Source organism: Nostoc sp. LEGE 12454 (assembly GCF_056620565.1).
This window is the reverse complement of the sequence record NZ_JBWQXL010000005.1, coordinates 292,200-304,633: the sequence shown is the minus strand read 5'-3', so window position 1 is coordinate 304,633 and position 12,434 is coordinate 292,200. Positions and strand designations below refer to the sequence as shown.

Genomic DNA, 12,434 nt, shown 5'->3' with positions numbered 1-12,434 from the left:
TGGACTTGAGTTATTTCTCTCACCAACACGAAAGTTAAGTTATCAAGGTTCAGTTAGAGTTATATTCCCTACCTTCTCTTGTCCCTCGTCCTTGGCTTTATGCCATTTGGAGGGAACGGAACGCACCCGCAATTATCTCTTCAATAGGTGGATTTTCTACAAAAAGATCCTCTACTTCATGTTGCGAGGTAACTTGGCTAATCAAAGACGCAGCAGAAAGCTTTGTGGGATCGAAGGCGAGAGTTACAGTGCGACCTTCTTTAGAGATAATACTGACTCCTTCTTCTTCAAAGAAGAAATCATCGTTTGCTAGGTCGATTCTTAAGTACCGACGCGAAGAAACTTGAGAACGCAGTGCTGTTAAAGTTCCATCACAAAGGATTTCACCTCCACCAATAATAATTATGCGATCGCACAATGCCTCGATATCATCCATATCATGGGTAGTCAGGATGGTGGTTACTTGATGAGTTTTATTTAGCGCTTTGATAAATTTTCTGACTGCAAGCTTGGAAACTGCATCAAGCCCAATAGTAGGTTCATCAAGAAAAAGAATTTCCGGTCTGTGAAGCATTGCGGCTGCAAAGTCACATCGCATCCTTTGACCAAGGCTTAACTGCCTCACCGGAGTGGAAAGTAGGCTTCCAAGACTAAGCAAATCAATCATTTCTTCGCGTGTCTGGCGATACTCCGATTGGGGAACGCGATAAATATCCCGCAGCAAATCGAAAGATTCAATCACTGGCAAATCTCACCAGAGTTGGGTTCTTTGACCAAACACTACACCAATACGATTAACGTGCTTAATTCGATCTTTCCAAGGAGTTCGTCCGCCAATTAGGCATTTTCCACTGGAAGGTACGAGAATGCCGCTTAAAATTTTAATCGTGGTCGATTTACCGGCTCCATTTGGGCCAATGTATCCTACAAGTTCTCCCCGTTCCAAGGAGAACGAAACTCCTTTGAGGGCACAAACTTCTTTAGTTTTTCGCTGCACAAGTCCTCGTATTGAACCGAAAAGCCCAGAGGAACGTTCAGACACAAAGAAAGTCTTCCTGAGATTTTCGACAATAATGTGAGACATATTTGGGCAGGGGGCACAAAAAATGGGCTTGGTGGATTAAGAATTGTCTTGGTAGAGGTAGCTGGGGTGAGTAATGTCGGAGCGATCGCTAGGGGAATGAAAAATTTCGAGATATATCATTTAATAATAAGTAAATTGCCAATGCAATCCCCATGCCAAGAATCATTCTAGAAGTATCAGAGGAATTATCTCAACAACTAGCACAAGTAGGCGATCGCTTACCTGAACTACTTGCATTGAGTCTCCAACAACCAGCTGTACCAGCACAAGTTTACCGATATATCTTAGATTTTTTGGCTAGCAACCCCACTCCCGAACAAATTGCTGAATTTAAACCTACTCCCGAAATGCAAGAACGGTTACGTACCTTGTTAACACGCAGTAACGCAGGTGAACTCACACCCACGGAGTTGAAAGAACTAGATGAGTATGAACGTATTGAACACTTAGTTGTGATGATTAAAGCAGGTAACTTATCTTATTTGACCAGCTGACCGTGAGTGTAACCTATATTCCTATTGTTCTTCGGCGATTAGTAGAAGAACGCGCAAACTACAGATGTGAATATTGCCATTTACCCGCAGGAGTTGCTTTTTTTTCCCATGAGATCGATCATGTTATTGCCCAAAAGCACGGTGGAGCAACAAATGCTGATAATTTAGCCCTCACCTGCTGGCGATGTAATCGTCATAAAGGTACTGACTTAGGATCTTTCGATCCAGAAACAGGGGCTTTTAGTTTTCTTTTCAACCCATGCACCCAGAAATGGGCTGAACACTTCACCTTTTCAGAACTGAATCTAGTGGGATTAACGCCTATGGGACGTACAACGATTAGATTACTACAAATAAATAGTGACGAACGACTAGCTGAACGGCAAAGATTGCGCTGAACTCTTCAGACCTGACGCAGGCATTCACTTACACAGCTAAAATGATTTCAAGGAAACTCTTCAGCAGAAGCATAACGCTGAAAATTAACTTGTAAGGATTATCTGGTGCGATCGCAGGAGGAAAAAAATGGGCTTGGCTGGATTAAGAATTGTGTTGGTAGAACCAGCTGGGCCGATCAATATCGGCGCGATCGCCAGGGTAATGAAAAATTTCGGTCTATATAATTTAGTATTAGTGAACCCCCAATGCGATCCGCTATCGACGGAAGCTCTGATGATGGCTGTTCACGCTCAGGAAATTATAGAATCTGCGGTAATAGTGGCAACCTTACCAGAAGCATTGCATGGATGTGTACGGGCGATCGCTACTACTGGTCGCGTTCGTAGTTTAGAAACACCTTTAGAAAATCCTCGCACTGCACTACCCTGGTTACTGGAGGAACCAGAAAAACCCACAGCCCTGATTTTTGGGAGAGAAGACCGGGGATTGAGCAATGAAGAATTAAATTATGCACAGAGGTTTGTTGGCATTCCCACGAGTCAAGATTATGTCGCCCTGAATTTAGCTACTGCTGTAGCAATTTGTTGTTATGAATTGTCACAATCTGCCCAAAAACTTGACATTCAAACCTTACCTCAAACTGAACTTGCATCCTTGGATGTTATGGAAGGATACTACCAGCAATTAGAATCAGTATTACTGAGAATTGGTTATATATATCCCCATACGGCAGCTAGTCGTATGGGAAAATTTCGCCAATTGTATAATCGCGCTCACTTGAAAACTGGGGAGGTGGCCATGCTACGAGGAATTTTGCAGCAAGTAGAATGGGCCCTGAAAAACCAGAACAATAGTGAAAACTTGTAATTATTCGTTTAATATATACGCAATCATCTCCCCAAAATAATTAATATGGCTTAAACTAAACACAAAAATGCTACTTAGTGGCAAAGTGGAATTTGAGTATTAATATTGCTTAAAGATTAAGTTTGGGGTCAAGAGTCTGCAAGAAAACAGTCAAGTGGGTCACAAGGAGTAATGGTGTCAGAATCAAGTGGCGAACTAACAGCTTTCTCGCGGCGTCAACCCTTAAATCGCCGCCAGCAGCCACAAAAAGTCCAAAAAGTGGTAAAGAAGAGAGTTAAAACTAACAGTCAGCAGCAAACTACAAATGGACAAGAAGGGGCACTAACACGCCCAAAAAATCAAATCAGTCCTCCCCCAATCTCTGGCGCTACACGTAGGGTAAAATCGGGGTTAGTTATGCCAATGGCAGTAAAACCAATACCTAGTGTCAAGGGAAAAATTCCTCCCTTCCGACCAGGTGCTGTGATGGTTAAAACAGTGCGGATGGAAAAGCCAAAAACAGGCAGACGCTCATCGCGAAAAACCCAGTTAAAGCCAATGGCCAAAACCGTATTGTATGTTTTGCGGTTATTGATTGTGGGGATTGGGATGGGTGCAATTGTGGGCACTGTATTGTCAGTATTAGACCCAGCCAATCGCATCAGCACGAACTCGGCGTCGCAATCTAATAATAATGTTAGTAATGTGGCGCGATCGCAGCCACAACCTACCCAAACTCCCCCAGCCGCAGCTTCGAGTCTATACCTATCTCAAGAAATTACCTCTTTGAAAAATGCCGTGCAAAATTTGGCGGCTACCAACCCGAATCTTACACCTGGAATTTTCTTAGTAGATTTAGATACTGGTAATTATGTAGATATCAATGCCTCTACCAGTTTTCCAGCGGCTAGTACGATTAAAGTACCGATTTTGATTGCCTTTTTTCAGGATGTGGACGCGGGGAAGATTCGCCTAGATGATATGCTGACCATGCAACAGGATATGGTAGCCGGCGGTTCGGGAGATTTGCAATACAAACCACCAGGAACTCAGTACGCCGCTTTGGAAGTAGTCACTAAAATGATTACAATCAGCGATAACACGGCGACAAATATGCTGATTGCCCGACTGGGAGGAATGGACGCTTTAAACCAGCGTTTCCGTAGTTGGGGATTGACAACTACAACAATTCGCAATCAACTCCCAGATTTGCAAGGGACAAACACCACTAGCCCCAAAGAACTAGGGAATTTGATGGCGATTGTGAGTCAAGGCAATTTAGTCAGTATGCCATCACGCGATCTCATGCTTGATATCTTGCGTCGCACCCAAAAAGACACTCTGCTGCCATCAGGTTTGGGGACAGGTGCAAGAGCATACCACAAAACGGGTGATATCGGCACAATGTTGGCAGATACGGGTTTAATTGTTGTTCCAACTGGCAAGCGCTACATAGCGTCTGTAATGGTACAACGCCCAGCAAACGACCCCCGCGCCGAAAAATTTATTAGCTCAATTTCTCGTGCAGCCTACCAAGAGTTTAGCCAGAATGCTGTCACACCAAACACCACTACAAACACTGTACCCGCAAATGGTTATCAGCCCCAGGTTGCGAATCCTGCTTTACCTAACGGTACAACAGGCACTGCGCCTATGAGCATTTATCAGCCTCCTGTTGTCACTCCTGTACCTAACGGTATGGGAAGTACAGTACCCACAAACGGTTATCAGCCCCAGGTTGCGAATCCTCAGTATTATCCTCAAAGATAATTTGTAATTCGTAATACTTTTCAAACAAGTGAAACTATTAAGATTTGATGATATGATTAGGGTCGGAATTACCATTCAAATCTTAAGAGTTCCAATTCCTAATTCCTAGTTTTCAACACCAAAGGCAATTTCTTTTGAACACTTATAGTCAATTGAATTGTTCTAACAATGTCTCAACACTAGCATTGCGATCCAAAAAAGAAAATAAATGCCAGTAGCGCAGTTTTCCTTCTTTGTCTAATACAAACTGTGCTGGTAAAGGCGCTCCTAGTGCCTGCCCTGCTTGATATGTACGAAATACTCGACAACTAGGATCGCTCAATAGTGGCATTTTTAAGCCTAAATCTTTGACAACTATTTGACTCTGCCTTTCATCGGTACTAGTAATCATTAAAACTTCTATACCGCGATTTTTGAATTGCTCGTAGTTTTTATTCAAAGCTTTGATGTGAGGAAAACACAAAGGACAATATTGCTTTTCGGTAAAAATACGAGTAAAGGCGAGTAACACTGGTTGTTTGCCTTTATAATCAGACAATCTTACTAAAGTTCCGTTGGTAATATCTGGCAATTGAAAGTCAGGTGTTCCCACTCCCAATCTGAGTTGATTGCTGGCTGGAACTGGTAAAAAATTGCGAAAGAATCGCTCATTTAATAAGCCACTAAAGTCAGTTGAAGTCAACATATTTTTAGCCTTGATTATTTAAATACTATTTTATAAAAAACCACAGATATTTACTGAGGTTGACATTGTTTAATGTGTATCTCTGTTTATCTGTGGTTTTCATTGATTTTGCTTTCAACTCCAAAAGGCTGGATTAGAGTTTTTTACCTAGCGAAATTTAGACAGCAGAGAAGTAGACTTTAGACTTCACTGGGTCAGGATTCATGGTCTTGTCACCAGGTTGCCAACCAGCTGGGCAAACTTCGTCAGGGTGAGACTGAACATACTGAATTGCTTGTAATGTCCGCAGGGTTTCATCAACGCTACGACCAAAAGCTAGATTGTTAATGGTGGCGTGCTGTATGATACCATCTTTATCGATGATGAACAGACCACGCAAGGCAATGCCTGCTGCTGGGTCAAGAACGTTGTAAGCGGCGCTGATCTCTTTCTTGATGTCGGAGACTAGAGGATAATTCAGGTCGCCGACGCCACCAGACTTACGATCTGTTTGAATCCAAGCGAGGTGAGAAAATTCACTATCAACGGAAGCCCCAAGGACTTCAGTATTGATTTTCTTGAATTCTTCGTAGCGATCGCTAAATGCTGTAATTTCAGTAGGACAAACAAAGGTAAAGTCTAATGGGTAGAAAAACAGGATGACATACTTACCGCGATAATCGGAAAGTTTGATTGTCTTGAATTCCTGGTCTACCACAGCCGTTGCTGTGAAATCGGGAGCTTGTTGACCAACGCGGAGGCTTCCTTCGGTTCCGTAAGTAAGGGACATTAACCTAATTCTCCTTTATCGGTTTAGTAGCGTTGGAATTTGGGTCAAGTAAAATTTACCCATCCACGCTCTCACAGTTTAATTACGATCTGTTACGACTATATCATACTCATAACGATTTTGAGTAGCAAATGCCTGATTTAGATACAAGAGAATGGTTGCTTACCAACGGCTTAGGAAGTTTTGCCAGCGGTACAGTTTCTGATGTCCGCACGCGTACCTATCATGGTTGGCTGTTTGCTGCCACAAACCCACCTTCTGGAAGGACTCTGCTGTTTTCGCACCTAGAAGCTAGCTTGGAAATATTAGGGCGCGTTGTGGCATTGGGAACAAATGTTTGGGGTAACGGTCAGATTGAGCGAACTGGCTACGAACAGCTACGCAGTTTTGATATTAACCCAGTTCCTAAATGGACTTGGGGTCAAGATAACTGGCAATTAACTAGACAATTGGTGATGCCCTATGGTTTGGTGGGGATTGGGGACGAAGGGCGGGGGAACAGGGGAGCAGGGGAGCAGGGGAGCAGGGGAGAAGTTGCAGAAAGTTTTTCCCCTCTGCCCCTCTGCCCCTCTGCCCCTCTGCCTCTGATGCCCAATGCCCAATTTTGCCATCGAATTTTAATCCAGTACCGCTATGAGGGAACTGAAACAGCGATTTTAAGGTTGCGACTGTTGATAGCAGAACGTGACTTTCACCACCAGCAGACTGCTAGTCAAGAATTACAGTTTTCACAACTGCTAGGGGAACAGCAAGTCTGTTTACAAGCGATCAATTCTGGGCGCTTCGGCATACCCTGGCACTTGCGCTGGACACAAGGAAATTATCAACCAGATGCAGTTTGGTATTGGGATTATAGATTGTCTGAGGAGACAAAACGGGGATTAGGCGACAAGGAAGACCTCCACAGTCCTGGTTACTTGATAGTCACACTTCAACCAGGAGATACGGTGACTTTAGAAGCACGAGTAGGTTTTCCCGACTCAGTGCCAGGTGTTCTCAGCGTCAAAACTTTCACAGAAGCTGTGGAAGCAGAGCAAGAAAGGCTCTCACAGATTTTTGGATGGAGAGACTCAGGCAGAGGGGTAGGGGAGCAGGGGAGCGGGGGGGCAGAGGAGCAGGGGAGCAGGGGAGCAGGGGAGCGGGAGAATAACTACGAATATCCAATGCCCTATACCCCATGTCCAACTCCCACTTGCCCTGAGCGTACCCCTTTGGGGAAGCAAGCTACGCGTAGCGTCTCGCAGAGAAGCCAAAGGGATGCTCAATTTCCAATCTGGCAACAACTACTCAAAGCAAGCGATCAGTTTATCGTCTATCGAGCCTCAATTGCAGGTTCCACGGTTATTGCTGGTTATCACTGGTTTAATGACTGGGGACGCGATACATTAATCGCTTTACCGGGGTTGGCATTAGTTCCACAGCGCTTTGACCTAGCAAAAGGAGTACTGCGAACTTTTGGGCATTATTGTCGCCACGGTTTGATTGCGAATGCATTTCCCGAAGTCAATGGCGAACCAATTTATAACAGTATTGATGCGGCATTGTGGTGGATTGAAACTTTAGGACTTTATTTAGAAGCTACCCAAGACTGGGATTTTTTGGCAGAGCAATTCCCTGTAGTACAGCAAATCTATAAAGCATTTGTCGGTGGTACACATTTCAATATCCAGGTCGATGCTACCGATGGGCTAGTTAGTTGGGATACTCGTGGTGTAGCTCTCACCTGGATGGATGTGGTAATTGGGACACACCCCGTCACACCCCGTTATGGGAAGCCAGTGGAAATCAATGCACTGTGGTATTCTGCTTTATGTTGGCTGAGTCAGTGGGCAGAGCGCCTGAGCCAAATGGAATATGGCTCACCAGTGCGTCTCACTAAGCAAGCACAGCGTTATGCTAACCAAGCACAACACGTGAAAACCTCACTGCAAAAATTCTGGAATCCTCAGCTAGGTTATCTGTACGATACTATTGAGCCAGACGATCGCCGGAATTTTCAAATTCGTCCGAATGCCGTTTTGGCGCTATCCCTACACCATTGTGGGTTTCCCGAACAGCAAGGGTGTCAGATATTAGACTTGGCAACTACCAGCTTGCTCACACCTTATGGTCTTCGCAGTCTCGATCCAGGAGATCCAGAATATAAAGGAAAATATGAGGGCAATCAACAGCAACGCGATCGCGCTTATCACCAAGGCACTGTTTGGACTTGGCTAATTGGACCATATATTCGGGCTTGGCAACGTTTTTATCCACAACAATCGCTGCCTTTTGATTGGCAACCCTTGCTAGATCACTTTTTCTTTGACGCTTGTCTTGGTTCTATTTCTGAGATTTTTGATGGCGATTCACCTCACACACCCAGAGGAGCGATCGCTCAGGCTTGGTCAGTTGCCGAAATAATCCGCTACATTAAATAGTTGTAGGGATACAGATGGTCTTGGATAATTATTCTTGATTAATATACATTCACAAATTAATGTTGCTAGTTGTAATCGGCAAAACTCTTGCTGTACAAGCTTTTTATCAATTTATCTGATGATCCAAAAGTTACTAAAGATTTTCGATGATTTCATCAATTGAGACCGCAAAATCAAAGATGTTTATTTTCTTCTGTGAGAAAATATATGATGATAAAATTTCATGAATGATATGTAGTATTATTGATAGCAGCAATGTATTTAAGGCTTAATTTAGATACTGCTACAGGATTGATGATTGACAGCGCAATTACTATTAATAAAGCTTATTTTATATTCCCTTATTATAAAAGACATCATATTTTAACGCTAAATAAGCCTAAAGAAGTATAGATATAAATTGAGAAATCAATTAATAAAATAAAGTACAAAAAATGAAGTTTACGTAGGAATAATTGTAAATAAAGTGACTCAACCTAATAACAACACTAACCTTCAAGAGGAAACAAATTTAGGGGCTTCCATTGCTCTAGCTACTACTACAGATAAATGGCAAGTATTGTCATACAAGGCACCAATCCTACCTATACATGCCGCTTTACTTCGTACTGGTAAAATATTCTTTTTCTGTGGCTCAGGTAACGATCCCAATCGGTTAAATACTCCCTATGACAGTGTGGTCTGGGATATAAACAAGGGAACCTTTTCGCGTCAAGCGCCTCCATTGGATAGTAACAATCAACCTATGGATCTTTTTTGCGCTGGTCACTCCTTCCGCCCTGATGGTCAGTTACTAGTTGCAGGTGGAACTTTGCGCTATGACCCATTTTATGGTTCACCCTATGCTCTGATGTTCGATCCCATTGCTGAGAAATGGGTCAAGATACTATCAATGAATAATGGTCGCTGGTATCCTACTGTGTTAACACTAGGCAGCGGTCGAGTCCTAGCAGTGTCTGGGCCGGATAAAGATGGCAAGCTCAATAGACAACCAGAAATTTATTCTGCTTTCTTTCCAAATGGTTGGAAAGCTTTTCCCACAACTAGTGCCTTACCGCCATACGCACATCTGTTTCTACTAAGTAGTGGGAAAATTTTTTATTCAGGTGCCCAGATGGGTGGCACTGGAGTGACACCAAGGATATTAACTCTGCCAGAGACATTTACACAATCCATTACAGAAACAGTGGTGACAGGGCTGCAAGACATAGCTTTTGGCGATCAAGCTGCGAGTCTCCTTTTACCACCTGCACAAGATCAAAAGGTGATGATTCTCGGTGGGGGTAGTGGTAAGACAGCAACCAAGAGAGTAAATATTGTCGATTTAAAAGCTAGTAATCCAACTTACGTAGCAGCAAAGCCTTTAAACTATGCCCGGATGCATCACAGCGCAGTTTTGTTGCCCGATCGCACAGTGTTTGTTTGCAATGGTAGCAAAATGAATGAGGACACAACACAATCAATGCTGCCAGCAGAAATCTACAATCCAGCGACAAATACCTGGACAGTAGTAGCTAAACAAACTGTCCCCCGCGTATATCACTCGGTGGCCTTGCTCTTACCAGATGGTAGGGTCGTCACAGCTGGTGGAAACCCTCAACGGACGGTCAATGAACTGCGATTAGAAATCTACAGTCCTGCGTATATGTCGCGATCGCGTCCAGTTATTCAGAGCGCTCCTCAAACAGTGACCTACGGGCAGCAATTTACGATTCAGACACCCCAGGCTGCGAATATTAAATGGGTTAGTTTTATTAGACCAATGGCAACTACCCATTCTTGCGATACAGAACAAAGGTTAGTGGATGCACCGATTATTTCTAGAAACGCTACTTCTCTTAAGGTGACGGTAATAAACAATCGAAATATCGCACCCCCAGGCTGGTACATGCTTTTTATTAGTGACAACAATGGAACACCCTCAGTAGCAACCTGGACGCAAATATATTAGAGGATGTCTGTTTATGTTCGCACCGCTACCTAATAAAAGTCATTAATTCTAGGAAGGAAAATATGAATTACAAGGTATCACGTCGACGGTTTGGACAGTTGGCACTTGCTGGAACTGTAGTATCTGGACTTGGTTATCTAACCAAGAAAGCCTTGGCAGAAACACCAAGTGTAAATATTGTAGGTATAGGTTCTAGTCCGATCGTTAATATTGACCAAACAGCTATTACAGAGGTAAACACCACTGAATTAGTAGAGAACACTGCTCTAAACAGTGTAAGCACAGTAAGCACAGATATTAAGCCTGTAGGACTAGTTTTGCAATCCTTAATGACAGGAAAGGCTCAGGTACTTACGGATAAAAGCACACCTCTATTAGAGCCTAATGAGATATTGAGTGGTTTTACCTCTTTAAACGATGGCACACTTGTTGTAGCCATTACTCCGGTTGCGATTAGTCGAAGACAGGCGACACCTACTCGCATTACATTTTTGGGTACGCCTGTAAGAACTTTGATAGTCTCAGGACTTAAACCAAATCAACAGCTTGGGAGCTTGCTAGGTACTAACGATGGGCGACTCATTGGTCTAGTAGGTAAGAAGAACGGTACACCACCGATCAGATTGGTAGATATTAACCTTCAAACAGGAGAGATAAGTTCTATTAGTAAGGTTAAATTCCTGGATGATGAGCGAGTCAGCAATTTAGCTGAGTGCCCAGATGGAATACTTTATAGCTCTATAGTTGGTGCGTATGGTGAGACAACTCTGGTGCAGCTAGATCCAAATCAAAAAAAGCCCATCAGACTAGGACAATTAAAAGTTAATGGTCAAGCATGGAATAATGGCTTACAAAGCTTAGTTTGCTCTACAACAGGTCAACTCCTCGCCTTTGGAGCAATGAGATATGAGACACCTAATGCTGTGTTTATTGTTGATAAGAACAGTGGAAATATGACTCGGCTACAAGACTTTGATACTACTCAGATTACGCGTGCTCGTGCTTAGAAGGAATTGATCTCATATCTCTAGCAAAAAAAAACTGCCTAGCCCTCATCTTTGCTTGAGGGCTTTTTATTGGCATTGATTGGTGCAGCTTATTATTAAGAATATTTTTAACTGATTTTTTAATGAGTTAACCCTGGAAATTCTGATTAATACAGAACAGCAATAACTCAAACAAATTTATAATAATTTTGATAGATAACTGATATCGGGAAAGGTTGCCGAAGTTCAAAACTTGCTCATTAGATTCTTCTTTGGAGTACAGCGATCGCCTTTTCGACAGCTAAGAATCTAATGAGAGAGTGTGTTAGCATAGCTAACCGGAGGTATCGCTAATTATTAATTACGACGGAAATTTCTCTTGCGTTGTTTGTGTCTGGCGACTTCTTTGCGCTTGTGTTTTTCCAAAGGTGTTTCAAAGTGACGATTCTTTCTCATGTCTGGAAAAATACCTGCTTTGGAGACTTCCCTCTTAAATCGACGTAAGGCTGACTCAATTCCTTCATTTTCGCCCACAAATACTTGGGTCATTTATCATCTCCTACTTAATTGGTACTGGGCAATTAAAGCCATCCAGTAGACCGGAGCGCAAAAAGGGCAGATAATGACTCTGCCCTTTAGACGTTAAAACTTAATTTTTGATCTTAAAGCTTAGTAACGACTATTTCTGTTGTATCCACCGCCACCGCCACCGCGACGATCGCCACCACCACCAAAAGAACCACCTCTATCTTCTTTTGGTTTCGCTTTATTCACTTTAAGGTCGCGTCCCATCCATTCAGCTCCATCAAGAGCATCAATGGCGGCTGTTTCTTCAGCTTCTGTGCCCATCTCTACAAAGGCAAAGCCGCGTGGACGTCCTGTTTCACGGTCAGTAGGTAACTGAACCCGCTTTACAGTACCGTGTTCGGCAAACACAGAATTGAGGTCATCTTGTGTGACCTCGTAGGATAGATTACCTACATAAATCGACATGCATTATCTCCAAAATCATAGGTGTGTAGAGATTTAG

11 protein-coding genes and 1 pseudogene are annotated in these 12,434 nt (G+C 43.1%); 7 read left to right on the top strand and 5 right to left on the bottom strand.

Going from position 1 to position 12,434, the window contains the following annotated elements:
- Window positions 1–97: 97 nt before the first annotated feature.
- Window positions 98–1,084: pseudogene (locus tag AC1F2U_RS08120) on the bottom strand (ABC transporter ATP-binding protein).
- Between the two features lie 152 nt (window positions 1,085–1,236).
- Between AC1F2U_RS08120 and AC1F2U_RS08115 the strand changes: the two are divergent.
- From AC1F2U_RS08115 to AC1F2U_RS08100, 4 genes are all read left to right on the top strand, one after another.
- Window positions 1,237–1,578 (top strand): hypothetical protein, encoded by a 342-nt coding sequence (locus AC1F2U_RS08115; RefSeq protein ID WP_094350173.1) that lies wholly within the window; start codon window positions 1,237–1,239, stop codon window positions 1,576–1,578.
- Window positions 1,579–1,580: 2 nt separating this feature from the next.
- Window positions 1,581–1,976 carry an HNH endonuclease gene (locus tag AC1F2U_RS08110; protein ID WP_480260633.1) on the top strand — a complete coding sequence of 132 codons (396 nt, stop codon included), beginning with the start codon at window positions 1,581–1,583 and terminating at the stop codon, window positions 1,974–1,976.
- A gap of 127 nt (window positions 1,977–2,103) precedes the next feature.
- Complete coding sequence (locus AC1F2U_RS08105) at window positions 2,104–2,844, top strand: RNA methyltransferase (RefSeq protein WP_480260632.1); 741 nt, start codon at window positions 2,104–2,106, stop codon at window positions 2,842–2,844.
- Between the two features lie 171 nt (window positions 2,845–3,015).
- A complete protein-coding gene (locus AC1F2U_RS08100; protein WP_480260631.1) occupies window positions 3,016–4,593 on the top strand; it encodes a serine hydrolase in 1,578 nt (525 codons plus the stop codon).
- Window positions 4,594–4,741: 148 nt separating this feature from the next.
- Here AC1F2U_RS08100 and AC1F2U_RS08095 read toward each other — a convergent pair whose 3' ends face one another.
- Together AC1F2U_RS08095 and AC1F2U_RS08090 are read right to left on the bottom strand one after the other, a co-directional pair.
- The gene (locus AC1F2U_RS08095; RefSeq protein ID WP_334836554.1) at window positions 4,742–5,278 is read right to left on the bottom strand and encodes a peroxiredoxin family protein; all 537 of its coding nucleotides are present in this window, start codon (window positions 5,276–5,278) and stop codon (window positions 4,742–4,744) included.
- Between the two features lie 157 nt (window positions 5,279–5,435).
- Window positions 5,436–6,047: a peroxiredoxin gene (locus AC1F2U_RS08090; protein WP_322651784.1), complete on the bottom strand. Its 612-nt coding sequence runs from the start codon at window positions 6,045–6,047 to the stop codon at window positions 5,436–5,438.
- Window positions 6,048–6,178: 131 nt separating this feature from the next.
- Here AC1F2U_RS08090 and AC1F2U_RS08085 point away from each other — a divergent pair, with 131 nt between their 5' ends.
- The 3 genes from AC1F2U_RS08085 (at window position 6,179) to AC1F2U_RS08075 (ending at window position 11,425) form a co-directional block, all read left to right on the top strand.
- Window positions 6,179–8,467, top strand: coding sequence for an amylo-alpha-1,6-glucosidase (locus AC1F2U_RS08085; RefSeq protein ID WP_480260630.1), 2,289 nt, complete (start codon window positions 6,179–6,181; stop codon window positions 8,465–8,467).
- A 466-nt stretch (window positions 8,468–8,933) separates the two neighbouring features.
- The gene (locus AC1F2U_RS08080) at window positions 8,934–10,418 is read left to right on the top strand and encodes a galactose oxidase early set domain-containing protein (RefSeq protein ID WP_480260629.1); all 1,485 of its coding nucleotides are present in this window, start codon (window positions 8,934–8,936) and stop codon (window positions 10,416–10,418) included.
- Between the two features lie 62 nt (window positions 10,419–10,480).
- Complete coding sequence (locus tag AC1F2U_RS08075; RefSeq protein ID WP_480260628.1) at window positions 10,481–11,425, top strand: hypothetical protein; 945 nt, start codon at window positions 10,481–10,483, stop codon at window positions 11,423–11,425.
- Window positions 11,426–11,761: 336 nt separating this feature from the next.
- On the opposite strand, the gene rpsU is transcribed toward AC1F2U_RS08075, so the two are convergent.
- Window positions 11,762–11,953 carry a 30S ribosomal protein S21 gene (gene rpsU / locus AC1F2U_RS08070; protein WP_069073774.1) on the bottom strand — a complete coding sequence of 64 codons (192 nt, stop codon included), beginning with the start codon at window positions 11,951–11,953 and terminating at the stop codon, window positions 11,762–11,764.
- 120 nt (window positions 11,954–12,073) lie between these two features.
- Window positions 12,074–12,397, bottom strand: coding sequence for an RNA recognition motif domain-containing protein (locus tag AC1F2U_RS08065; protein ID WP_480260627.1), 324 nt, complete (start codon window positions 12,395–12,397; stop codon window positions 12,074–12,076).
- Window positions 12,398–12,434 lie beyond the last annotated feature (37 nt).